The organism is Trichocoleus sp. FACHB-90, assembly GCF_014695505.1.
In the GTDB taxonomy this organism is placed as follows: domain Bacteria; phylum Cyanobacteriota; class Cyanobacteriia; order Cyanobacteriales; family FACHB-T130; genus Funiculus; species Funiculus sociatus.
Genome location: NZ_JACJOK010000051.1, coordinates 68,199 through 94,343 on the forward strand (window position 1 = coordinate 68,199; position 26,145 = coordinate 94,343).

Here is a 26,145-nt window from a genome sequence, read left to right on the forward strand (position 1 = left end):
AATTCTAGGACAGAAACCTAATTTCGGGTATTCCCGGTAAATTTATATTGATTTGCCTCGATCCGCTTAGCACTTTAGCCGATTCTCCCTGTAAATGAGTAATCTGTTATAGCAGGGGATTGTGGCGTGAATAAGGAGGTTTTTGATGAGCGATCGCCAATTGGATGCCCAACGAGCGGCTCGCCCGTTTAAACTGCTCTTGATCGATAATGACCCAATCTTCCGGCTTGGTCTACGGATAGCGCTGGAGCCGTTTCCCGCCCTGCAAGTCGTCGCCCAAGCAGATTCTGGCGCAGCCGCCTTGGAGACGCTGCTCAGTTGCACTGGGACAGAAAACGCCCCGGACTTGGTAGTTTTAGAACTAGGTTTAGGTTCCCCTGGGTCGGATCGGTCGCCTGCGTTGCAGCTGTGTGGAGAATTAAAGGCGCAGTATCCCAACTTGCCAGTGTTTCTCCTGACTTGGGTTCAGGAACCAGCCCAGCTTACAGCAGCAAAAGCTACAGGTGCGGATGGCTATTGCCTCAAAGGAACCGACATCTCGGTAATAGCACAAGCTTTGTGCCAGGTAGCCTCTGGGGAAGCATATTGGTCAGAACTTGTACAGACGCAAAATATCCCTTCTGTAAGGGGTTCAGGTGTCACACAGAAAAATCGTTCATTATTGTTGCTGCAAATGCGGCAGTCTGGACTGGGGCAAATTGAGGAAGCGATCGCTCAAGTAGCAGCCGAAATCCAAAATCCTAATCTTTCCAATCTAGACTGGTTGATTTTAACAGGAAGGCTGCGAGAACTCCGAGCATCGCGTTGGCTAGTAAATCAGCTATTGCCAGTGGTAGGAAGTCCAGAGGCGACCAGGAAGACCAAGGAAAATCTTTTTTTCACTCCCGCCCCAGCCCGTAGCACAGATGTCCCGCCTGTGAATCCCCAGTCCTCAGCACTCAGTCCTCAGCCTTCAGCACTCAGCGCTACTTTAAGCAAGATCCAGTATGGCGTGCAGAACTTGACTGGCGCTCCCTTGGAAATTGATATCCTCCAAGATGAGAAAAAACGGGAATTGCTTTATCTGATTTTGGATAAATTGCAGGATGTCTTAGATGAACTGCGATCTTCTCAGGTGCCGCCGGAAGCGATCGCGCAAAAGCGTTCTCTTATTTTACGAGATTTGTGGCAGCAGTCTACTACTGATTTCTTTGGCAAATACTACACGCTGCCAATTGGCAATTTAGAAGTAGACATTGTTAATACTTTGCTGCGAGACGTACTAATTGTTCAATCATCTATTTTGGATAAAATTCCTTTCCTAGGGGAGATGATTACGCATTTACTGTTTCAGACTCCACTTACAATCGAGAATGCTGTTTATCCCTATGGAACACCAGAAGCAAGGCAACATATAGAATTTATCTTAGAGAATTTAGTAATTCAAGTTGCAAACAGCGTAGTGCAACCACTTCTAAATTATTTTGCCGATGTGGAAGCGATTAAACAAGGTTTTTATACCCGTCGCTTGATTTCATCACGGGAAATAGCCCGGTTTCGTAATGAGTTGAGTTGGAAGTATCGTCGAGAAATTTATATTGAGGAGCCAAAGGCAATTTTTGAAAGCCGATATATTTTATTGACTTTGAATGGTATCGGCATCAGAAAAATCTCTATTTATGCGCCTCGCGCATTTGAGTTAGAACAACTAACAGGCTTGCAACTAGCAGTTACGCTGCTGCTAGAAACACGGGATGCGATCGCGCCTCGTATCCGAGCAACCGTTGCTTTTTTAGGCAGCGGCGTAGTCTATATTTTAACACAAGTAATTGGGCGAGCCATTGGTTTAGTAGGTCGCGGTGTTATCCAAGGGATAGGCACTACTTTGCAGGAAACCCGCTTTGGAAAAAATAGTCAAAAACAAAAGTAGGAATAGCTTAAAGAATGTAAAGTTAAATGCCACAAGCAGGTAATTCCTCCTTTTGGTGTGCTTCACAGAAAAATAGGCGCTGTAAACTGTAACGATGTTGAGTAAATAAGTTGCGGGAGATGCCACTATTTCCCTTTTTAAAAAAATCCGTCCTGCCACTGGTAATTTTGCTAACAGCAGGTTACGTAGGTAATTATTTCAGCCTACCACTCTTTTTTGGAGTAGATTTTCTATTTGGTAGCATTGCCGTTTTGATTGTGGTGCGTCTGTTTGGAACCCTGTGGGGTACCATAGCCGCTATCATTGCTGGATCTTACACAATTTTATTTTGGAATCATCCTTATGGAGCAATTATTGCTACTGGCGAAGCTTTATTTGTAGGCTTGCTGTTGCGGCGCAAGAACCAGAATATGGTTCTACTGGATGGGATTTATTGGGTGTTAATTGGAATGCCTTTAGTATGGATATTCTATGGCACCATCATGGATATGCCTGCCATACCAACCAGTTTAATTATGTTAAAGCAGGCTGTAAACGGTATTTTTAATGCTTTAGTCTCCAGCCTAATTATTACCTGCTTGCCAATTCATAAATGGGTAAAAAGTCGTAAAGTAAAACAGGCTCTTTCCCTGAGACAGATTTTATTGAATTTATTGGTAGCGTTTGTTTTTTTTCCAACAATTCTGCTGATGGTTTTGGAAAACCAGCGCGTAATTGACAGCAGAACCCATATAATTCAAGCTGAACTAACAGCAACTTCTCAACAGGTAGCTGCTGAATTGATATTTTGGCACGAGGAAAATCTGAATGCACTTAGCGCTTTAGCAAAGTTCGCTGCTAAGTCAGATATGGCACCTTCAGACCGATTGCAGGAAAATACAGAAATTCTACAGCAAACATCTCCAAATTTTAACAACATATATTTGGTTAATGAGGCAGGTAGCATCATTGCTGCTTCCCCAACCACAAATAAAGAGAAAACTTTAAAGATTGGCGTAAATGTCAGCGATAATTACATCTTTAACGCCATAAAAACAGCTTTGCAACCTGTAATGAGCGAAGTTCAGGTTAATAGTGATTTGTTGATTCCTCAGATTGATTTAGGCGTACCCGTGCTTGGAGAAAATCGCTTTCGGGGCATTGCCTTTGGTTCGCTGGATTTGCCAGACATCAGCCAATTGCTCAAAAACAATATTATTGCTCAGGATATGCAAGTTACTCTAGTTGATACTAGAGGTTTTATTATTGCCAGCACTCAGTCGGAACGAGTGGTAATGGAACGCTTTGACCGCAGGAGAGGTGGAGAGATAAAGGAAATTAATGGCGCTATATATCAGTGGCTACCACCTAAAGGAAACTCACCTCCTATAATGCAGCGGAGAAACTCTTTTTACGTCGAAGAGATTCCCATTGGCGGCAATATTCCCTGGACTTTGGTGGTGGAAATACCCGCCGCCAAACAAGTAAATTACCTGGAGAGCATTTATATTATTGCTCTAGCGCTCATGATATTAATTGCGATGGTGGCGCTGATCCTGGCGATTTTTCTAAGTCGCGGATTAGTTAGCCCATTGTTGCAATTGGCAGGAGTGACTACTGACTTGCCAAATCGGCTCTGGGAGCGAGAAGCAATTAATTGGCCCAACAGCCAAGTGGCGGAGATAAGTTCTCTGGTTCGCAACTTCAAGTTTATGGCGATCGCACTCCAAGAAAAATTTCAAGAAATCAAACAAGCTAACGAAACTTTAGAACAACGGGTTCAAAAACGTACCCGGCAACTGTTAGAAACTAACGGAAAGCTGGAAAATGAAATCGTAGAGCGCAAGCAAGCACAGGAGGAGCTTTATCGTCGCCAGCAGGAATTCAAAGCACTGCTGGAAAATGCGCCGGATGCGATTATGCGTCTAGATAGAGAAATGCGTTATGTTTACGTCAATCCAGCAGTGGAGCGGATCAGTGGAATGCCATCAAACGCATTTATCGGCAAGTCTCCCCCGGAACTAGGCTCGCCGGAAGAGTTGTCGCAATTGTGGGAGAAAACGCTGCGAAAAGTCTTTGAAACAGGTGAAGAACAAGCAATTGAATTCGAGACTGAGACGGTAAACGGACTCTGCACTTTTCAATCCCGTGTGGTGCCAGAGTTAAATAAGGAAGGCGCGATCGCATCTGCTTTAGTCGTAAGTCGCAACATTACAGACCGTAAGCAGGCGGAAGAAAAAATCCGTACCATGAACGCCGAACTAGAACAGCGAGTCATCGAACGCACGGCGCAACTGGAAGCTGCTAACCAAATCAAGGATGATTTGCTCTTTCGCGAACAAGCTGCACGCGCCGACGCAGAGGCGGCGAACCGCATGAAGGACGATTTCCTGGCAACAGTTTCCCACGAACTCCGCACGCCGCTCAACTCAATGCTGGGCTGGGCTAAATTGCTCCGTTCTCGCAAGTTTGACGAAGTAACCACGGCTAAGGCTTTGGAGACTATCGAACGCAATGCTAAATCTCAGGCGCAACTGATTGACGATATTCTGGATGTCTCGCGAATTATTCGGGGTAAGTTTAGCCTGAATATTCGCCGGATTGAACTGATACCAATGATTAATCTGGCGCTTGATACCGTGCGTCCCGCTGCTGAGTCCAAATCGGTTCAGCTTGAGAGTGTACTCGATCCCGCGGTGGGTGCAGTGTTGGGCGATAGCGATCGCTTACAGCAAATAATCTGGAATTTACTCTCTAATGCGATTAAGTTCACCCCTGAAGGCGGGAAGGTGGAGATTCGGTTGTCAGTTGTCAGAGAAGAGTTGTCAGGTTCTAACAGCGTTTCAACGCCAACGAACAACTATGCTCAAATCGCAGTCAGCGACACGGGGAAAGGTATTAGCCCTGACTTTTTACCCTACGTTTTTGAGCGGTTCCGCCAAGCCGATAGTTCAATTACAAGATCCCACGGCGGGCTAGGTTTAGGTCTTGCTATTGTCCGCCACTTGGTGGAATTGCACGGTGGAACCGTTCACGCCAATAGTCCCGGCGAAGGCAAAGGATCGAGTTTCACGGTGATATTGCCACTCATCAATAGGGGATTAGAGACGCAGAAAGACTCACGCCCTACCCCAATCACCAATCCCCAATCTTCAATCTCCCTCAAAGGTTTGCGGGTGCTGCTTGTGGATGACGAGGCGGACACTCGCGAAGTTATTAAGGTAGGGCTGGAGGAGTGGGGAGCCGAGGTGACAGCAGTGGAATCAGCGATCGCAGCCTTCCAGACGCTAGAAGATTGGCAGCCAGATGTCTTGGTGAGCGACATTGGGATGCCGGAAGAGGATGGTTATGCTCTAATTCGTAAAATCAGGATGCGCGACTCCCAGGCTGGGGGTGAAATTCCCGCTGTGGCGCTGACGGCTTACGCCAGCGATCGCGATCGCGCTTTTGCTATGGCAGCTGGCTTTCAGAGGCATATCCCTAAGCCTGTTGAGCCATCTAAGTTGGCGGATGCGATCGCGCAACTTGCCAGACGAAGTTCATAGGTAAAATGCAAAACAAATAATTGCTAATTGTTTTTTCTTACTATTAGGAATTAGCCTTCTTCTGTCTTGCCATTTGCCTAATTATTACTCAGCCAATTACGCAAATCATCGATAGTTGAAAAATCCAGTAAAGCCTCTGCCAAATTTTCCAATTGTGCCACTGGTAACTGAGAAATCTGTTGTTGTAATTCCGGGTCAAGTGTACCAAACCGACGAGTCAGCAGACGCAGGACAAGTTCCTGTTTTCCCCGCTCAATTCCTTGCTCGATTCCCTGCTCGATTCCTTGCTCGATTCCTTGCTCGATTCCTTGCTCCATCCAACTTGTGACAATTTCCATAACTTCCTCCCGTTCGACTGGTTCAATCCTAACAATCTCGGCTTGAAACTGCCTTTCTTCCTCTGCATTCAGCCGCAGATAGGTGTCCACAAACCCAGAAATCAACTGCATCCGCGCTGGATCTAAACGCAGTGTCGCCAGCAAACGCAGACATTCTAACTTGACTCTAATTCTATCTTTCCGGGCGATTCGCATCTTAGACATTAATGCAGCGGCTACTGGGTTAGGTTGCTGCAAAAAATCTCGCCAGTTGAGTCGATTTAGCTGGATGACGGCGTGGTTAAAATCTAACACTACTTTGTCAGGAAACTCGACTCGATGAAAATTTGGCTGCTCCTCCAGAGGGTAATCGAAAGAAAATATTACCACTGGGTACACAGGTAAGCGATGTTTTTCATACAAACGAGCGAAGTAAAAAAACATCCGTTCGCTAAAATCGGTTTGTGACTGAGATTGGTTCTCGACATGAATTAGAAAACATGACTCTTTACCCCTAAATTGGCATTTTGCCACTAAATCGACTTCGCGGCGATCGCCTGATGTCACATCTGTAAATATTTCCTGCGGCAAAAAGGTGATGGGTTCTCGTTCTAAGTATGCAGCGACTTCCGGGAAGAATAACTCGATAAATTCCCAGAAAAAGGTAGAAATTAATTCTTTGAATAAGCGATCGTGGTCTATCATAAAATTAAACTAATGGCTAATCGTAACCAAAAACCATTATTTAAAAATTATTGTATTTGAGGCACCTCAACCAACATAACATAAGCATTTGTTGGGTTTCGCTATTGCACAGTCCCAACCTACTCTTACTAATTGCTAATGGTAATCAAACCCCATCAACCATTAGCAATTATTTTATTTTTTGATTGCAGTTAATTTTTTAAACATTGCTTCTCGTGCCTGGGTTGCTAAAGTATCATCCAGCGGTTCCAAAGAGACTGGCGTTTGATACTTCTCTAACAATGCTGTCTGAATCAACCAATCAGCGATGAAGGGATTTTTAGGTAAAAGCGGGCCGTGAGAGTAGGTAGCGATCGCATTCCGATAAAACGCCCCTTCCATCCCATCTTCCCCATTGTTACCGTAACCGCTAACCACACGTCCCAACGGTTCCACCTTTCCCAGATAAGTTCTACCGCCGTGATTTTCAAACCCAATTATTACTGGCGCAGCGCCCAGCATCTTTTGCAAATCCTGCGCCAACCGCGTCGCCGTCACCTCAAAAACCACATTACCGATACAGCGACGCGCGTCTGGGCCTGGATGCTTGCTTTCCATATCCAACAAACCCAATCCCTCAATCCGCTGACCTAAAGCTGGTTCATAGTAGTGTCCCAACAACTGCGGCGATCCACAAGTAAACACCCCTGGTGTCCCAGCTTCAATCTTCTTGCGGATAGCCTCCGCCTTCGCCCCCCGCAAATCCCGCATCACGATTTCTTGCTGTCGGTCTTGTGCGCCGCCACCAACCAACACATCCACCTTGTGAAATTCTTCTGGCGGCGTATCCTGCGCCAAAGACAACACATTCACCCGAATTCCCCGCCATTCGGCGCGTTGGCGCAAGCATATCACATTGCCGCGATCGCCATAGGTACTCATCAACGACGGATAAAGCCAACCAATAGTTAATTCCATCTACTCCCTCTGTTCCCTCTCTTTCTCTGCGTCCTCTGCGCCACTGCGGTTTTTAAAATCACAAAATCTGCCGCCCAGTCAAAATCCCGCGCACTTCCAACATCGCCGAATAAGTAGGTAAAATGTGCAAAGTTTCCCCTGTCGGAGTGTGTTCTAAAGCTGTAGCGATCGCATCCTGCAAATCTTCCTTTACAATCAACTTGCAGACATTCCCCTCAGCTTGACTATAGCGGATACGCAGCGCCATATCATAGACGCGATCGCCACTCACCACCACAGTTCCCCCTTTCTCCACCAACTTTTCCGTATCCACATCCCAAATCCACGATACATCTGTACCGTCGGGCGTGCGATCGTTCAACACCATCAGTGTTGTAGAGGAACCACCATTACTTCTTTGCTGATTAACTGCGCGAATAGTTTCATTCAACGCCACGGGATTTTTTGATAACAAAATCCGCACCTTTTTCCCCGCAACTTCTAATTCCTCAGACCGTCCGAAAGCCGCGTGGAAGTTTTTAATTGTATCTAGAAGAGTATCTGCATCAACCCCAATTTCTTGAGCTGCTAATACAGCTGCCAGCGTATTATATTTGTTGTAAATGCCGATTAAAATTTGAGGCCATTTTCGGCTGTCAATTGCCAGCTTGCTTTTCTCAAAGCCACAACTGGGACAGTGAAAATCGCCTTGATGAGATAAGTAGACACCCTGATAATCGAGAGAATGACCGCACCGAGGACAATAAATAGAATCTACCGCGTGAGGAATTTCGTCAAGATAGGCTTCTGGTTCGCTTAGCCCAAAAGATAAAACCCGTTGCGGCAACTGCTGACCCAAATAAGATAACGTCGGGTCATCACCATTTAAGATTACCACAGTTTCTTTTGGAAGTTGCGCGATCGCATCTTTCCAACGTTGGCTTATCGTATCAACTTCACCGTACCTATCCAGCTGATCCCGAAACAGATTTAAACATAAAATAAATTTCGGTTGAATAGAAGGCAGAACCTTGGGCAGAATATTTTCATCCACCTCCAAAATCGCATAATCAGCGCTCAACTGACCGATTAAGTTAGTGTTGGCCAACAGTGCTGTCATTAATCCATTTACCAGATTAGCACCAGCAGCATTGTGGGCAATGCGCCATCCTTGACGTTCCAGCATCGTCCGCAACAGCAGCGATGTCGTCGTCTTCCCATTCGTCCCCGCAATGAAAATAACGCCGTGTTTCACCTGACGAGACAGCAGCTGCAACAGATTCGGATGCAGGCGACGGGCAATTTCCCCAGGTAATACACTAGCAGCCCCCAGCCGCAGCGATCGCACCAGCGCCGTCACCGTCTTCGCCACCGCCACCGCCACGCCTAGCCGAAATCTATCGAAAAATGATATCCTCACACCACACTCCTACCAAGACGCGATTTATCAAGTTTCTACAAGCGTCTTTACTGCTTATTTACTGAGCTGTTGTTGGCTCGTCAGCATTTTACCTTAACAAGAGCCTACATCCACTTATTTTCTAGAACAAGCTTCTGTGTTTGGATTCCGTAGTAGCAAGATTTCTTCGGTAAAGTCTGGCTAAAAATCGCTCTTCGTCGCTTTTAAATTTAAGTGTTTTTCACCCATTTTTATGAAAATTTCTTTTTTAAACCCCTAGACTTATCTTGGTTTTTCCTGATATAATTTATCTTGATAAGGAAGAACTACGCTGCAATATTATTTATAAAAATATTTTCATTATTGAACTAACAGTCCGAAGGGAGAAGCCGTATAGCAACGAGTGATACCTTTTACCTTTTTTTCAAACACTAGACGACTCAAGCCTGTGGGCTTATATATGCGCGATCGCTTATTTTTTACCCAGAATTGCACAAATCAAAGTCTCTCGTTCTCGACCTCTCAATTGAAGGTTTTTGACAGGTCGGGCGTAATAGCGATCGCGCACATATCCATAAGTTTCGCCAGTAACTAACAGGCGATACGGATTGCCTTCTTTGACATCTTTATTCATCGCTTCCAGTCGGGCAGCAATATTAACAGTATCTCCCAGCACTGAGTAATTTAAACGTCGAGAACCGCCCACACTACCAGCGATAATTAGACCAGTGTGAATGCCAATGCCAAATTCAATTTTCGGCTTGTTTTGCGCCAGCAGGCTTTCGTTAAGCTGTTGCAGTCGTTCGTGCATCGCTAAACTAGCAGCGATCGCATTCAAAGCATCTTGCTGAATTTCTTCCGGCTTCGTGTGAGGAAAGGGAATACCAAAAACTGCCATAATTGCATCCCCAATATATTTATCTATAACGCCGCCGTTGTTCATAATGCAATCGCTCATTGCATCCAAATACTCGTTTAGCCAAATTAGCAACTCGCGGGGTGTTAGTTTCTCTGAAATGGTAGTGAAACCTCGAATATCCATAAATAAAACGGTTGCCACCATTTCTTGAGCTTTTAACTCACCTTTATGAAAAATTTCAGCTTTCCGCTGCCAAATTAAACTAGCAGTTTCCGGAGCCATGTATTTTTCAAACAGGCTCATTAGCTGTTGCTTTTCCTGCTGTTCTCGCAATTGTAAAATCACCCCAGATAACATCATTGTCCCAATTGGTGCGGCGATGGAAATCCAGACATTAGCGAAGGTGAATAATAATAGCGCAGTTGCATACCAAACTATCAATAATAAAAACGCGATCGCAATTCTTCCTTTTGACCCTTGGATGGAAAATAACCAACTGGAAACAGGGCCAACCAACAGCAACAACAGTACCATTCCCCAGTTGGGTACAGTAGAAAGCAGCCTGTTATTCAGCAAATTATCGATTACAGCTGCATGAATATAGACTCCAGCAGTCGGAGGATTTTGATTTAAAGGTGTCAGCAGGGGATCGGAAGCTGTAGCGGTGATACCAACTAAAACCAACTTACCTGCAAAAGCATTTTTAGGAAATCTCCCAGCCACAACATCCACAAAGGAATAAGTTGGTAAAGATTGGGTTTTTTGGGCCCAATTAATTAAGACAGGCTGAAATTCAACGGAGCGATCGCTTACGGGTATTGCGCTATTGTTATTATAAACTTGCAGCATTGCCACCCCTAGCGATGGAATCTCACGGACAAATAGCGTCGCCTGACGACTGATACCATCTGTATCAGGTTTGTGTAAAATATGCCCTTGTGCAGCAGCAGCTTCTACTAAATTTGGTACGATTGGTAAAGGTTTACCTTTGTCATCCCAAACCCTCGCCAAAACTACATTTCCCTTAGCAAACATAGCGTCAGCAAATTGGGTATCTTCGGGACTTTCTTCTGCAAATAAAATATCAAAACCAATTACAGCTGGTGGAGATGCTGATAACGCTTGCAATAGCTGTGCATAGCGATCGCGTTTCCAGGGAAATCCCCCATACTCCTGTAAACTGGTTTCATCAATTGCAATTACCGCTACCCGTTCATCCCACTTTGGCGATAGCAAAATTCCCCTATCGCGAATTTGAAACAGTGTATTGTACCCCAGATTTTCTAGCGGTTTCCATCCCTCCAGTTGCCACATCGTCACGGAAATTACACCAGCAATAACTCCCGGCAATAAAGAATTTAACACCGAAATTTTAATAGTCATTAGTTATTAATCATTAGCCAGTTGCTAAGTGCTAATTCTTCAAAACCCATTAGCCAAGGACTACTGACTATTGACTCCTGATTCCCGAAGTTTTGCACCTAAGTTATAATATTTCTCTTCCCCCAAGGGGCTACGAACCACTAGCCGCAAATTAGAATTGGCTGGCGCAGGAAGTATTGCATCAATTTTACCCTTTTGATTTATCTCTATGGGACGGTTATTAAGGAATGCCAAATTGAGCGGATCGACTATACAAATCAACCGGATTTTGTTGTTGCCGATTGCTGACAAACTTTCCAATTTGTATTTTAATTTATCCTTCGTCAACCGGGGTGAGGTTGGCGGGGAACCAGGAAAAACAACAGAAGAGTAACCACCATTTATTATCACAGTTTGCCCTTTAGCTGTGGTGGCTACGGCACCTTCAAGCGTAGAAATTCCTGTTTTCCCTTTGGGATCAACCGCAACGCCAAACACGGTGCCGCGAACGCCAGCAACACCAGATGGAGAGCTAATTTCCAAGCGCGAATTAGGGTTTTTTAAGGTTCGTGCTTGTATCCTTGCCTGCCCTTTAGGCACCCCCAGGACAGTCACCCTGCCGCCCTTGGCAGCCAGAGAAAGATTTTTAATTTGTAGAATGGAATTTTCTGAAACATTGATAGTAGCGATCGCAGTGTCTACAGCTAAAACAGCGCTGGAGTTTGCTCCCGTAGCGATTTGCTGCCCAGATGTTGTTAAGCGATCGCCTACTTTTGCCTGTCTTCCTTGGTAAGTTACTGTCCCGCGAATCTGCCTCACTTCCACAAAGCGGCTCGAAGGCAATTGAAGATCCTTAGCCAGCAAGGGTAAGGCTACTAATAAAATACCCGTTAATACCAATGCTAACAGTCGGAAAGTTCTAGCTGGGTGGAATTTCATAGGGCAGAAGATTATTAAATCCAAAATAATTTGGCTATGTAGCTATATTATTTATCGCCTTTTAGTGGGGAATTTATGCAAAAATATTATTGTTTAGACTAGATATTATATGCCTAATAAGTTCCGCTTTAGATTTGGATGCGGAGATCATGCGTTTAAATAGCACAAGCATTTAATCAAGATATCTTTTTACCCTGAATGCAGTAAATTATAATAGCCTGTTTTCGTTTCCGCAGTTGAATGGTACGGACGGCGCGACCATGATAGTTTCCACAGCAACGTTGATATGAATATTCGTCTTTTACATTTTCGATTCGGTATTCTGGCAGCTTATCGCCGTTCGTGGCGGCATCTTTTTGACCGCTACTTGTTGAGGCTAATTGCTTGTTTTGGTTTGCTGCTGCTGCTGGGAACCCCCTCAGCCTTAGCAGGCATCAACGACGATTACTTTGACGGCAATATCTTTGCTCTCTACGCTGGCAATGGCTCACTGGTGCCGCCGAAAGCGACTTTGGCAGAATCTTTCGCCCGGAAAAAACCTGCGCTGCTGGTGTTCTTCGTAGACGATAGCAGCGATTGCAAGCAGTATGCGATTGTCGTTAACCGCTTACAAGCTTTTTATGGTCGGGCGGCAGATATTATGCCCATCAACGTAGATGCTATTCCAGAAAAATCCAACTTTACAGCCACCGAACCCGGCTATTACTATGAAGGTGTCGTCCCTCAGACAGTCTTGCTCAACCAGAAAGGTGAGGTCGTGCTGAACGAGAAGGGCAAGGTCGAATATGAGAAGGTAGATGATGTCTTGCGGGAGGTGTTTGACTTGTTGCCTCGTTCCGAATCAGCAGAACTGAAGCGGCGAACATTCAATGAGTTTAATACCGAATTAACCAAATAATTGTATTTTGGGCCGCTCGCATTAGTGTCAACTTCAGCTCTGGCGAATAGAATTCGCAGCTATACAAACTCTCGTCCGTCTGCGCGGAGTATCAGAATATCAAGGCTTTTGAACTCCGCCTGCGCGGGTTGAGCAAAGCCGCATAGGCTTCGCCTCCGGTCTGTGTAGCTGCGGTTTTAACCGCCCAGCTGACGTTAATTTGATACTGACTTGTTGACCTATTTCAAGGCAAGCGACGCTAAACTATCTGTAACCGCGACCAGATGGTGTTCTGATGCCAAAAGTCTACACCACCGAGGAGCTAATCAAAATCTTGGCTACGGAGCGCCGCGCCTGTCTCAATGGGCAGCGCCTTAATTTAGCTGCCAAGACTTCTGGAGTTAACCCATTGATTGACAAGTTTCTCAAGCCGGAGGGCATCCAAAAATTCACAGCTTATCAAGACTTTAAAGCCGCAGTTCATCGCTATCAGAGGGAACACAACGTTTCCGGCATTGTCTGGCGACAGCTAACACTCAAGGACAAGACTCTACGAATTCCAGAAGTAGATGCTCAGCTAATTGCTCTTCCGAGTGATATAGAGACGCTGAAAGCTGCTAAAAATTCAATAATGTTATTTTGGCATGAAGCAACAGCCGAGATGGAGTTGTACCTGAGCGTTAATAACGGCAAAGACCACCGGATGATTATGGCACCAGATGTAGACAGAATTTCTTGTGGCACCGAATGGGCAAGCCTTTGGAAGTGGGAGAAGTCAGATTTTTTAGAAATAGTCTTGCAACTCGGTTGGGGAAAGCCAGAGGAAGCTGCTTATAAACGGGGATGGCCTCATTCAGGAAGCGAGTATATTCATGCAGTGAATCCTGGGAATAGTCCTATTTGTTAAGGCTGGTGGCAATACCGTTCGCTAAAGAATAATTTTTCGACCTGTTTCTACACATATATCAACATTTGTGCAGCGATCGCATAAGTCAGAAATATGTTCCCAAATATTTTTTACTCAATTCTCTGGGTGATTATATAGCGATCGCGCGCCCAATCCTGTTCTAAACTATAAGCTTATAGGGTGCTTTGACCGAATGCGATCGCGTTTCTACTCTTTTCCATAGTGCTATTGTCCGTCAGTCTCAACAAATTTCAAAAGCCAGCTCTTGTTAATCCATCTTCTCTAGACCTGCCAGTCGGATGCTACTGCATACAGCTTTAAGCTCATCGTTTACTTGATTAACAGTTTTAATTGCTCCAACTTTCACTAGCCTTGTTAGGATACAATTGTCGGCTGAGTAAGAACTGCAAGATGCTGCCTCTTGATAAGCGAGGAAACAGTCTACACTCCAAAGACTCGCTTCTGGGGGCGGCTAATACACCTGCCTCGATAACAACCTTATTACCACCCTCCTACACGAGCCTCTTATGGAAACTAGAGAATACACAGAAGATATAGATTTTAAAAAATACTGGCTTATCCTCAAACGGCGTTGGCTACCCGCCACCACCGTTTTTGTATTTACAGTTACACTAGCTACCGCATTTGCGTTCTTAAAAAAGCCCACCTATGAAGCCGAAGGTAGGCTTTTGTTTAAGAAGCAAAATACGACTTCTGCCTTAGTCACAGAGGCAGGAGCAAAAATCGGGCAGTTGGAACCGCTAAACGTTCTGAATACCCCTCTCGATACTGAAGCAGAGATAGTCCGTTCTGAACCTCTAATACAAGAGACGATAAATTCCCTAAAGCTGAAAGACAAAAAGGGAGACCCCCTCAAAACTATCGATTTCCTAAAACAGCTTACGGTAAAAGGTATCAAAGGGACCGATGTTTTGCAGATATCCTTTAAAAGCAAAGATCCCCAAGAAGCTGCAAAGATAGTCAACAAAGTTATGAGTCTTTATCGCGAGAAGAACATACTTAATAACCGCGCTCAAGCAGCTGCGGCTCGCGAATTTATTACTAAGCAGCTACCCAAAACTGAAGCTAATGTTCGTAAAGCAGAAGCAGATTTGCGTAATTTCAAAGAACAGAATAACATTGTAGCTTTAGAAGAAGAAGGAAGCTCAGCTGTAAAAGCGATCGCAGAGCTAGACAGCAAAAAAGCTCAAACTCAGGCTGAACTTGAAGATGCAAGTGCTAGAGTTGCCGCCTTCCAAAATAAGATAGGTCTGAATTCACAGCGGGCTATGAGACTAAACTCGCTCAGTCAATCTCCCGCAGTTCAGCAAGTGTTGATAGAACTCCAAAAAATTGAAGGCGAGTTGACAGTCGAGCGCACCCGTCTTCAGGATGAAAACCCCAGAATAATTAATCTGGAAAGTAAACAAGCAGCATTAAAAGCTTTACTACAGGAACGGGTAGGTCAAGTTGTTGGCAGTAACCAACAAGTATCCGGGGAAAATTTACAAATTGGTGAACTTGAACAAAAACTAACCGCAGAATTAGTCAATGCAGAGGTGCAACGCTTAGGCTTGGCTAATCAAGTCAGTTTTCTATCTCGCGCTCAGTCGGCCTACAGGCAAAGGGCTAACATTTTACCCAGATTGCAACAGGGTCAGCGGGATTTACAACGACAAGTAGAAGCCGCGCAATCAACCTATCAAATTCTCTTGAAAAATCTTCAAGAGGTACAAATTGCAGAAAATCAAAATGTAGGCAACGCTAGTTTAATTGCCGCCGCTACAGTTCCAGAAAAGCCCGTAGGTACTCGCAAGATAATAATCCTGGCTGCCGGAATTGTCGCAGGCAGTCTACTTTATGTAATCACTGCTTTCCTTGTAGACCTGAAAGATCCAACCATCAAAACCGCCAAAGAGGTGCGGGAGTTATTTAAGTATACCGTCCTGGGAATGGTTCCTTCTTTGAAGAAAAAAGTAACTTTTCGCAGTAAGAAGCTAGAAAGAATTGTTCCGCAGCTTCCCGTTAGAGATAATCCACATTCGGTTATCAGTGAAGCTTACAGAATGCTTCAGGCAAATTTGAAGTTTCTCAGTCCAGATCAAGAGCTGAAAGTCATTGCGGTGACAAGTTCTGTTTCTAAGGAAGGCAAGTCTACGGTTTGTGCCAACTTGGCTATGGCTATGGCTCAACTGGGAAGACGAGTTTTATTAATAGATGCGGATCTGCACCATCCCATGCAGCATCACATCTGGGACTTGACTAATGCAATTGGTCTGAGCGATGTCATCGTTAATCAAGCTGAGTTTGGAATGGCTGTGCGAGAAGTGATGGATAACCTCGATGTGCTTCCTTCTGGGGTGATTCCTCCTAATCCATTGGCTCTTGTTGACTCAAAGCGGATGGCTGCATTAATTGACAATTCTTCTAAAAACTACGATTTTATAATCCTTGATACGCCTCCAATCGTTCTGGTGGCGGATGCTCTAGCAGTGGGCAAAATGACTGATGGTATTTTATTGGTAGTCCGGCCAGGCGTGGTTGATACTGTCAGTGCTGCTGCTTGTAAGCAATTTTTGGTGCAATCAGGTCAGAAGATTTTAGGTTTGGTAGTCAATGGTGTGATTGTGGAGAACGAACCTGATAGTTATTTCCACCATGCCAAGGCATACTACAAGGAAGATGCCAGTACGCCAAAAATGCTGACAGCTAAGGCTCCCAAAAATAGCGATCGCTTTTAAATCGGCATTCGTCCATACTTCTAGATCGAACCATAAGCGTACCGTTGTAGAAACGTTCTATACGCTTATGGCAAATCATCTTATCCTAACCGTATTAGGCTAGGGGCAGTGGAAACCTTTTTTACAGGAGAGGGGCGGCTCCCCTTTCTTGGCGGCGAAGGCAGCTAACTTATACAGTTGCTTAAATGCCCTTACGTACATAGCCTCTCCTGATAGGGAAAGTAAGCAAATTCGCTTTTGCAGGCTGCTACTGCGGATAAACAAAAACACAATTATTTTTTCATCAGGAAGATGAAAAAATAATTGTGTTTTTGTATTGGGTATGTCAAATTACATTTTTAAATACAGACTTCATTAGCAGTTTATATCCGTTGCCTCGGGAAATTCATTGTAAAGTAAGAAAGTAAAACTTATACAAAAATATACTTTTTAAGTGGTTGTACGCAGTAACAAAGTCAGCCAACAACTGTCTTAAGGAGTATTTTATAATTTCCTACTTTTGATAGTAGTAACGGGTTCAATTTTAAGATACAAGCAGGCTGCCTATGAGCCTAGGAATGGCTAGGCTAGGGTTTTTCGGCTTGGGGACGAAATTATTGCCTAGTGCTATATGAAGTAGATATTTTGGATAAAAAAAATATTAAAACTCATTATTATGAAGTTGCCATGAAGTCAAGTATGGGATTTGAGAATTCTCTGTGAACTCTGGCAAATTCAATTTACTTGAGTAGTGTTTTACAGTAATCTACGTAATAACGCTGAAGAGAATCTCAGATTCTCAAGTAAGCTAAGCAATAATGCTGAAGGGAATTTACTAACAGGCTGCTAAATTAACCTTTGTTGCTACGAAAAAACTACCAGCACACCTAGCTATATATAGGTTTTATAGTTATGCGTAAACCTGTTTTGACTATCTTCTACCAGTTCAATCCCAGTGGCATTAGCATCGGGGGTATTCAAACAGTCATACGCACCTTTGTCAAATACGCTCCTAGCGAGTTTGAAATCCGACTGGTAGGAACGGAAAACGATTCATCCCAACCCATAGGAGTATGGCGAGACGCCCAAGTGGCAGGCAGAGAAATCCGCTTTATGCCTTTGTTTTTTATAGAAAACGATAACTTTAAAAAATTAGTGCCAACCTCTATTAAATATACGGCTGCGCTTTTGGGTCGTAATTTGAGTTCAGATTTTATGCACTTTCACAGGCTGGAACCGACCCTAGCAACTCTTAAATGGGCTGGTGAGAAAACTCTTTTTATTCACAACGATATTCAAAAGCAGGTAAATTCTACAGACAAGAAAAATGCTATTTTATGGCAACGTTTTCCAGCAGCATATTTTGCGGTCGAACACTATCTTATAAGTCAGTTTTCCCAAATCTTGTCGTGCAACACCGATTCGGTGAAACATTACCAGCAGCGTTACCCAGACATAGCAGAGCGCGTTTCCTACGTCAAAAACACAGTAGATAACGAAATTTGCTACCCATTAACCGAGGATGAACGCGAAGAAGCTAGGCGAAGCTTAGCACAGCAAATGGGTTTAGCTCAGGATACGCGCTTTATTTTATTTGCTGGTCGCCTTCACGCCCAAAAAGATCCCGTACTGCTAATCCGCTCCATTGCCGCCCTGAACGATGCAAATGTTCATCTGCTCATAGCGGGCGATGGAGACTTAAAAGATGAGCTAAATTCTGAGATTTCCCGCTTGGGATTGTCCGAACAGGTAACGCTGCTGGGACCATTAGCCCAGACAGAACTTGCACAGTTGCAGCGCATATGTAGTGTTTTTGTACTAACTAGCGTCTATGAGGGTCTTCCTATGGTTGCTCTGGAAGCACTTGCCAGCGGTACGCCAGTGGTGACAACCAAATGCGGCGAAACTCCCAACCTGCTGACTGCTGACAGTGGAGTGGTATGCGAGGAGCGAACGCCAGCCGCAGTTGCAGATGCGTTCCGTAAGGTACTGCACAATAGCGGAGATTATCCAATTGAGGCGTGCGTTAAAGCTGCCAAACCTTACAGTGCCAAGACTGTTGTGGGTGATATCTACAGCGATATGCTAAGCCGCTGGGAACAGGGGAATTTATCTACTAGCCAGATTAATCATAAAAGCTTTACCGGGGTTTCACAATGAAAATTGCCGTAATTGGAGCGAAAGGGTTGCCTGCCAAACAAGGTGGCATCGAGCATCACTGTGAAGAAATTTACTCGCGGGTAGTTGAACAGGGTCACAAAGTAGATTTGTTTGCTCGTTCCTCATATACCGGAAATGTTTCACTGAGTCACTATAACGTTCATGGTGTGAAGGTTGTTTCCATACCCAGCTTGAATGTCAAGGGAATGGATGCTCTGTTGAGTTCGGCGCTGGGAGCGATCGCTTCTAATGCAAAGCGTTATGATATCGTTCACTTCCACGCTTTAGGGCCATCCCTCTTTACCTGGCTACCAAAATTTGCCTCTTCAGCAAAAGTCGTTGTCACCTGTCATGGCTTAGATTGGCAACGTGCCAAATGGAACAAAGCATCTAGCGACCTAATCCGTCGTGGGGAACGCGCTGCTGTCCGCTTCTCTGATGAAATGATCGTCGTTTCAGAGGAACTGCGCTCCTACTTTAAGCAAACTTACGGTAAAGAGACAATTTATATTCCTAACGCACCCTCAAATATGGGTGATTCAGACCCTAATTTTACTTATGGAACTTCGCTAGGTCTGGAACAGGGACGCTATATTCTATTTTTAGGTAGACTGGTGCCGGAAAAGTGTCCCGACTTACTCATCAAAGCCTTTCAAAACCTTCAGCAAGAAGGATGGAAACTCGTCATGGTCGGCGGTACCAGCGATACCAATGACTTCACCTCAGAGATAACCGAGATGGCGGCGAATAACAAAAACATAATATTCACAGGTGAACTTAGAGGGCCTCGTCTAGCAGAAATCCTTAGGGGCGCGGGATTGTTTGTACTTCCTTCTGAGTTGGAGGGATTACCTCTATCGATGTTGGAAGCAATGCAGGAAGGTGTACCCGTACTCGGTAGTGACATTCCTGTGCATCAGCAATTGATCGGCAAAGAACGGGGGATGCTTTTCCAGGTGAAAAATGTAGACTCCTGCCTCCGCAGCTTGGAATGGGCAATCAATCACCAGCAGGAATTGGCGGTAATGGCTAAAAACGCCCAGAATTATGTACAAACAAACTATACCTGGAACCAGATTACTGCCGAAACCTTGAAGTTGTACAACACACTCACCGCCCCTGTTCCAAAACCAAACCCATTTGCAGTTTCAGACCGTCCTGTCAAGGTTTAAGAGTGCTGTTGCATCTCTAAATTGTCAATATAACTATAATATTTCCCGTTAGAGGATAGGAGCGCACAAATAGTTGTGCGCCCCTACTATTTTTTGTCTTTAAATTTCTTTTACCGAAAAATAGCCAGTTACACTCACTGCACCAATGTTATAACCGCGACACCCATACTTAAACTCAATTACGCATATACTATCATTATTAATTTACAAATCTTAGCTTTCGGGACAAATTAATAACGAAGCTTAGAATTTTGCTGTAGAAAATTATACTTACAAATTCCTCCGTATGGTTTCAAATTTATAAAGGCGTCCTTTACAATTAATTCACAGAATTCACTGATGCCAACGCCACGTACTGTTTCATATGCTGGAGAGGTAAAGAAAGCTACTCAGAAAAATGAACACCTTTATCAATAAACTAATTTCTACGAGCGTAATGTTGATCTTCACGGCTGCTGGTTTCGTAGTGTTAGGATTTTCGGTAGTCTTGATGATGGTTGAATCCCTCGTCTCGCAAGTGTTGTCAGCAGTAAAAGCACTACAAAATAATTCTTTAACAGAAGGTGTGGCTAGGGCGCAACAACCGTCTTCGGTTAAAGGCTAATGCCTTGGTACGTGGCGGATAAATTTGGCAAGTATTCAGGGGCGAATTGCGTGTATGGGCGCGAAAGATAAAGCAGCCTGCTCCTTGGAATCCTCTGGAGTTCCGTAGTAGATTCCCCTGCCATTGGTGCCAATGAAGACTAAGCCAAACTTCTGCCAACTCGCCTCCATCACATTGGGCTCGCCACCGATGGGATTTTGCTTAGAACCGATGCTTATCCAAGTTTTGCCTTTGTCGAGAGAACGGAAGATTCCCTCGCCCATACCAGAAATTTTTCCATACAAATAAAGCGCCGGAGTTGTACTTCCTGTCTGCGGTTTCCCGAAAGTAAACAAATGCGCCTTTTCTACTGAAGGTAGCTTAGCGAACGTTTTTCCACCGTCTGTGGAGTGGAATAAACCTTCCCAGTCTAAGCTGAGCCAGACTTCATCTTTCGCATCTGGAACTGTTTTCAGCGCATAGGAATAATAGTCACTATTAATATTGGGAATCGATGAGTTGATAACGCTGAAGGATGCACCTCCGTCAGTGCTGCGGTAAACTTTGCCGTCGCTGTAATAGTAAAAAGTATTGCCATCTACTTTATCCGCCACCAAGGGCTGACCCCAATACCACGGGCCTTCTGGGCCATTAGGTAGTCCTGACACTACACTCCATGAAGCGCCGCCATCAGTGGTGCGTAGGGGTGGAGCTTTACTGACAGCTACAACGAACAAATTTGGGTTAGTTGCGGATATAGCTACGCGCAGTGGCATTGATGCCGGAAATGACCCAAACTTCTTCCATGTTAATCCGCCATCTGTTGAAGTTGCTCCTGTATAAGTTGAGTTCCACCTCGAACCGCCAACGCGGACGAGGCGCATAGGGTTGCTTTGGGAGTAGGCGATCGCATAGGTGTCGCGATTGGCGTTACTTATGGGAGAAATACCTTCAAACCTTTTGGCGGGAAAGGCGTTCAGCCCATTGTTGTGATAGAAACCGTCTACATCGGCTACCCCACTCAACAAGACAGCGCCTTTGGGAGGTGCAGCGATCGCAAAAGCAACTACTTCTTCGTGTCCTTGCTCATAGTTAGTCCAAACGGGCGGATTGGCGTTAATATTCTCTGTCTGCCAAATTCCAAACCCATCAGTTAACCATACTTTCCCTGGAACTTTTGGGTCAAATTCAATAGCGGAAGTCCACAAGGAAAACATGGAGTCATCCCACCAAGGAACGGTATGCTTTAGCGATGCCTTTTTCTCTGTCCAAGTGGCACCACCATCTGAGGTTCTGTAAATTTTAGTAGAGGTAGATTGACCCAAGGCTACCAGTACGTCGTTGGGATTATTCGGGTTAACACCCAAGGCATTAAAAGCTGCTGGTTTGTTTTCTGGGGTGATGTTGCTCCAAGTTCCCTTTTCATACTTGCTAACCCCTGCCATGTGGGTTACGTACAGAATACTGTTGTTAGCAACAGCCATTCGCTGTGCTTGTGCTGGACTTCCCGCTATTTTGCTCCACGTAACACCCGTGTCAGTAGATTGGTAAATGCCGTCTCCGTAAATATTGGCATAGACTAAACCTGGTACTTGGTTGTCAAACACAATGCCCAAGACACCAACACCTTTGGTAAAAGTTGGAGATAAAGTTGTGACTTTTGCCCATGTCGCGCCTGCATTCTCTGACTTCCACAGGCCATCGTGCCGCGAACCAAAGAAAATAATGTTGGAGTTCGCTGGATTGACAGCTAGCCTTTTTCCCGCCCAACGATGCTCGTCGTTGCTGTCCATCCCTAAGTCTATGTTTAGTTTAGTCCAGTTTTTACCTTGATCTGTGGACTTAAAGATTGACCCTTTGGGCTGCCACTGGGAGTATTTACCTGCGGCCATGTAGACGATATTTGGGTTGTTGGGATCTGGTGCGATCGCTTCTCCCCCGTAATATGTTTTCTCTTGCATTGAGAAGCTGTCATTTAATGGAATCCAGGTTTTATCTTTGGCATTCCAGCGATAAAAGCCACCAACGTCGGTTCTGATATAAACCAGATCCTTTTGCGCGTTGTGGGTGTAGACACCTGTAACAAACCCTCCCCCTCCTATCGACACGTTAGCCCAGCGATACCCATTTGCCCCGACGTAGGAAGTTGGCGCTATCGGTGCGGACGCCAGGTCTGCTCTTACAATCGGCTGTTGGTTGCTACTTGCAGTACACCCAAGCATAATGCCAATAAAAACAGGAGCCACAGCCCGATGGAGAAGTTGTAATATCATGATTGACTAAATACTGGTAAGATTACAGCCATTTTGCAGAGAATAATTGAGTTATCTACTCATACATTTCAAGTTTTAACGAAAAATCATCAAGCCTTCCATAGCTCAATGCCAAATCTGTAAATATTTAAGTGTCTTTATAAAAGCTTTAAACTTCTAGGGAAAATTCTCACAAACGCACACTATTGTCTGTGGTAAATTAATTTTGTTTGCGTAGCAAGAGATTGGCACCCAATTACAATAACTTTAACTGCTGCTGAGATATTTTTGCCAGTCTGTACTAGCATTATTGGCAATTGACTAATTTATTCAATGAAATATGCTGACGGTCTGTAGAAGGCAGTCTGCTGATGCACTAGCGATGAACCAAGGCAAACTGAGGAGAAAAATGTGCTGGAGCTGAGCCCCCTGCTCAAAAAAATGATGAGCATTGTACCTATCCCTAATCTTCCGCCGCTAAAGACTCCCAAACTGCGATCGCTATCTATAAATCTCTTTTTCTGGAAGTCTTCATTGGTAGAGCCTCAAGGTTTTTCTCGTAATATTTGCTACTTCGAGGGACGACAAGCATGAGTTTAAAAACTCAAGTCATGCGGGGAGGAATCTACCTGGTACTCCGTCAGGGTCTGGGAGTATTCATCAGTCTGGCGGGAGTGATGCTTGTTACCAAGGTCATCGGCCCACAAAACTACGGACTGTACGCTGCCGCTGTCAGTATATTTTTGTACCTACAGATGCTCAGCCAGCTAGGTATTGAAGTTTATCTGGTGCGGCGGGAAGGGGAAGAAGAACTAGGAGTATACCACCAAGCTTTCACCCTGCTGCTATTGCAAGCGTTGGCGGGAATGCTTTTAGCTTTTTTAGCGCTTCCCTTAATAGAAAGCTGGGTGAACATCAAAGGGTTTCGCCCGGTAGCGCAAGTCTTGTTTCTGGGGCTTCCTGTCGTTCTCCTCAATCAAGTCCCGATGGCTCGGCTAGAGCGCAACTTGGACTACAAGCGGGTAGCTTTAATTGAACTTCTCGGTCAGTTACTTTACTACGTAATAGCCTTTCCATTGGCTTTTCGGGGAGCCGGAGTGTGGGCGCTGGTGGCTGGATGGTGGCTACAGCAAGCTCAAACTCTAGCACTACTGTACTGGAGTGCAGGCTATCGTCCCCGCTTTGCCTGGAACTGGGATTTAGTTAAGCAGATGTGGGGGTACGGCATGAGCTTCTCCGCGTCAATTTGGGTCTGGCAATTGCGTACCCTAATCAACCCCTTGCTAGTAGGTAGGTTCGCTGGGGCGGAAGCAGTGGGATACGTTGCTTTAGCCATCCGCATTATCGAGATTCTTGGTTTTGTTAAAGCAGCAACCTGGCGAATTTCTATCGCTACCCTCTCTCGCTTACAGGGGGACAAAGAACGCCTAGTAAGAGCTGTAACTGAAGGCATGGGTTTACAGATATTAGCAGTGGGGCCCCTGTTAGTCGGAGTTAGTTGGGTTAGTCCTTGGCTAATTCCTCTAGTATTTGGCGATCGCTGGCTTCCCGTAGTACAAGTTTATCCCTTTATCGCCTTGGGCTACCTGACCAACTCCCTGTTTAATATGCACTCCTCCGCCCTCTACGTTCTGCGGCGAAACTGGGAAGTTACAGCCTTTCACATCGTACACATGGCTCTTTTTGCGGGAGCAGCATTTTTGCTTTTACCCCGCCTGGGATTAATCGGATACGGTTGGGCTGAGATAGTGGCTCTGACGAGTTACGTTGTAATTCACTTCTATTTGGTGCGGGATATTGGCAACCCAGACTATCGGCTGACCGGCTTGTGGTGGGGTGCTTTTGCTGCGGCTCTGTTTGCTTATCAGTTAGGATGGTGGGCGGCGCTGGGATTAGTAGTGGTGGCTTTGTTGCCCAGTACGCACAAAAAGCTGAGAGATTACATTAAAAGTATCAAGGGAGCAAAGTCTGAAGGCGCGTCTTGAAGTTAGTGCGATCATAGCTACGGACTCTCAATGTTAAAAGTTATACCATTGGATTTTGGAATTGCAACACCTAAAGTTCTGAAATCCTTTACAGGCAAGGGTTTCCCAATCGGAAATGGTATTAGCGGCTCATCAGAAAATTCAGATTAATTTTCCTTCCCTATGTCACCAGCTCAAACTGTAAGTCCCCTCCTAAACTTCTTTGAAAAAAGATTCGCCATTCTTACCCTGGTAGCCTTCACAGGTGTTTTGAATTTTGCCAGCTATTACAATGTGTCTGAGGGCGTACCAGGATACGGCTTTTACGTCTCGTCATTTTTTGACCGTCTGGTGTCGCTGCTGCAATATGGGATTTATGCGACAACTTTATTCTTTATTGTTGCCCGGTTCAAAAGTGTTGTTCGCCCTGCTCTAAGAGACCCATTCTTATTAGTTTTAATAGGAATTATCGTCACTTCATTCTTTTGGTCTGATTTCCCAAGTATATCGAGAAAAGCTGGTATATTTGCATTAACAACAACCTTATTTGGATTGTATCTTGCTTCCCGTTTTAGCTTAAAAGAGCAGTTAAGAATAATAGCGTGGGCGTTGGGTATAGTCGCAGTATTTAGCTTATTGTATACGCTAGGTTTGCGGGGATCGGGAATAGAAAATGGGACTCATTCGGGAGCTTGGCGAGGGCCATTGTTACACAAAAATCTCTTTGCTCGGCTGATGCTTGTATGTGCGTTTCCTCCATTACTAGCTGCTCTGGATATTCGCAACAAGTACCGCTACCTCGTGTTTGGTGTTTCTGGTCTGGCAATTGCTCTAATTATACTTTCAACTTCTAAAACTGCTCTGGTTATCTTTCTTACTTTGATACTTCTGTTACCTCTGTATAGAGCTTTGCGATGGAGCGATAACCTGGCAATTCCCTTCTTCATCACTGCGATATTAATAGGTGGAAGTATGGCTACATTTACTGTAGCTAGTTGGGACAATTTGCTGTTTAGTTTAGGGAAAGATCCTACCCTCAGCGGTCGTACAGAGATTTGGGAAGCTGTCATGCATAAAATTTGGGAGCGTCCTTGGTTAGGTTACGGATATCAGGCGTTTTGGATAGAGGGAGGAGAGTCAGATTATGTTTGGCGCGTACTTCGCTATAGGGTGTATCAGGCTCACAATGGTTTTTACAATATAGGAGTAGAAATTGGTTTATTAGGAGCGTTGTTTTTTGTGCTTAGTATGGCTTTTGCTTATATACGAGCAATCAGATACGTCCGTTCAAGTACAACTTCAGAATCTCTATGGCCTCTAATTTACTTAACGTTCTTGCCTATGTATAATTACACCGAGAGTACGATTGTCGAACCGAACTCTATTTATTGGGTTTTGTTTGTCTCAATTACTTTCTCTTTAAGAAATGTCCAAGGGGTAAAGGTTAGGAAAGAAAGCGAAAGATTAAGCGAAAAAACTGTTAGTCAAACAGGTATAGAAAGCTTTCCTTAATGTTTTACCGTACCCAGGCTGAATCTGGGTACGGTCGAGAGGGAGGCT

General features: G+C 44.7%; 17 protein-coding genes. 11 read left to right on the top strand and 6 right to left on the bottom strand.

Going from position 1 to position 26,145, the window contains the following annotated elements; all coding sequences use genetic code 11:
• Positions 1–145 precede the first annotated feature (145 nt).
• Complete coding sequence (locus tag H6F74_RS14370) at positions 146–1,909, top strand: DUF3685 domain-containing protein (RefSeq protein WP_190442201.1); 1,764 nt, start codon at positions 146–148, stop codon at positions 1,907–1,909.
• A 119-nt stretch (positions 1,910–2,028) separates the two neighbouring features.
• Positions 2,029–5,433, top strand: coding sequence for an ATP-binding protein (locus tag H6F74_RS14375; RefSeq protein ID WP_190442209.1), 3,405 nt, complete (start codon positions 2,029–2,031; stop codon positions 5,431–5,433).
• A gap of 77 nt (positions 5,434–5,510) precedes the next feature.
• On the opposite strand, the gene H6F74_RS14380 is transcribed toward H6F74_RS14375, so the two are convergent.
• From H6F74_RS14380 to H6F74_RS14400, 5 genes are all read right to left on the bottom strand, one after another.
• Positions 5,511–6,455 (bottom strand): DUF4351 domain-containing protein, encoded by a 945-nt coding sequence (locus H6F74_RS14380; RefSeq protein ID WP_190442212.1) that lies wholly within the window; start codon positions 6,453–6,455, stop codon positions 5,511–5,513.
• A gap of 174 nt (positions 6,456–6,629) precedes the next feature.
• A complete protein-coding gene (locus H6F74_RS14385) occupies positions 6,630–7,412 on the bottom strand; it encodes a type 1 glutamine amidotransferase (RefSeq protein ID WP_190442214.1) in 783 nt (260 codons plus the stop codon).
• A 58-nt stretch (positions 7,413–7,470) separates the two neighbouring features.
• Entirely contained in the window at positions 7,471–8,805 is a 1,335-nt protein-coding gene (locus H6F74_RS14390) for a MurT ligase domain-containing protein (protein WP_190417858.1), read from the bottom strand.
• A 457-nt stretch (positions 8,806–9,262) separates the two neighbouring features.
• Positions 9,263–11,032, bottom strand: coding sequence for an adenylate/guanylate cyclase domain-containing protein (locus H6F74_RS14395; RefSeq protein WP_190442216.1), 1,770 nt, complete (start codon positions 11,030–11,032; stop codon positions 9,263–9,265).
• Positions 11,033–11,092: 60 nt separating this feature from the next.
• A complete protein-coding gene (locus tag H6F74_RS14400; RefSeq protein WP_190442218.1) occupies positions 11,093–11,950 on the bottom strand; it encodes a FecR family protein in 858 nt (285 codons plus the stop codon).
• Positions 11,951–12,236: 286 nt separating this feature from the next.
• On the opposite strand from H6F74_RS14400, the gene H6F74_RS14405 reads away from it, so the two are divergent.
• From H6F74_RS14405 to H6F74_RS14430, 6 genes are all read left to right on the top strand, one after another.
• Positions 12,237–12,848: a thylakoid membrane photosystem I accumulation factor gene (locus tag H6F74_RS14405; RefSeq protein ID WP_190442219.1), complete on the top strand. Its 612-nt coding sequence runs from the start codon at positions 12,237–12,239 to the stop codon at positions 12,846–12,848.
• A gap of 274 nt (positions 12,849–13,122) precedes the next feature.
• Positions 13,123–13,734 (top strand): hypothetical protein, encoded by a 612-nt coding sequence (locus H6F74_RS14410; protein WP_190442221.1) that lies wholly within the window; start codon positions 13,123–13,125, stop codon positions 13,732–13,734.
• 527 nt (positions 13,735–14,261) lie between these two features.
• Positions 14,262–16,475: a polysaccharide biosynthesis tyrosine autokinase gene (locus tag H6F74_RS14415; protein WP_190442222.1), complete on the top strand. Its 2,214-nt coding sequence runs from the start codon at positions 14,262–14,264 to the stop codon at positions 16,473–16,475.
• A gap of 891 nt (positions 16,476–17,366) precedes the next feature.
• Entirely contained in the window at positions 17,367–18,614 is a 1,248-nt protein-coding gene (locus tag H6F74_RS14420) for a glycosyltransferase family 4 protein (RefSeq protein ID WP_190442224.1), read from the top strand.
• Positions 18,611–19,786, top strand: a complete 1,176-nt coding sequence (locus H6F74_RS14425) for a glycosyltransferase family 4 protein (protein ID WP_190442227.1) — start codon at positions 18,611–18,613, stop codon at positions 19,784–19,786. Before H6F74_RS14420 ends, H6F74_RS14425 begins: the two co-directional genes overlap by 4 nt.
• 397 nt (positions 19,787–20,183) lie before the next feature.
• Positions 20,184–20,390: a hypothetical protein gene (locus H6F74_RS14430; RefSeq protein WP_190442228.1), complete on the top strand. Its 207-nt coding sequence runs from the start codon at positions 20,184–20,186 to the stop codon at positions 20,388–20,390.
• A 35-nt stretch (positions 20,391–20,425) separates the two neighbouring features.
• Here H6F74_RS14430 and H6F74_RS14435 read toward each other — a convergent pair whose 3' ends face one another.
• Positions 20,426–22,642, bottom strand: a complete 2,217-nt coding sequence (locus H6F74_RS14435; RefSeq protein WP_190442230.1) for a hypothetical protein — start codon at positions 22,640–22,642, stop codon at positions 20,426–20,428.
• 390 nt (positions 22,643–23,032) lie between these two features.
• On the opposite strand from H6F74_RS14435, the gene H6F74_RS14440 reads away from it, so the two are divergent.
• The 3 genes from H6F74_RS14440 (at position 23,033) to H6F74_RS14450 (ending at position 26,097) form a co-directional block, all read left to right on the top strand.
• On the top strand, positions 23,033–23,215 hold the full coding sequence (locus tag H6F74_RS14440; protein ID WP_190442232.1) for a hypothetical protein: 183 nt from the start codon (positions 23,033–23,035) through the stop codon (positions 23,213–23,215).
• The gene (locus tag H6F74_RS14445; RefSeq protein ID WP_190442234.1) at positions 23,212–24,606 is read left to right on the top strand and encodes an oligosaccharide flippase family protein; all 1,395 of its coding nucleotides are present in this window, start codon (positions 23,212–23,214) and stop codon (positions 24,604–24,606) included. The genes H6F74_RS14440 and H6F74_RS14445 overlap by 4 nt, the downstream gene beginning before the upstream one ends.
• Positions 24,607–24,855: 249 nt before the next feature.
• A complete protein-coding gene (locus H6F74_RS14450) occupies positions 24,856–26,097 on the top strand; it encodes an O-antigen ligase (RefSeq protein WP_190442236.1) in 1,242 nt (413 codons plus the stop codon).
• The last annotated feature ends 48 nt before the right edge of the window (positions 26,098–26,145 follow it).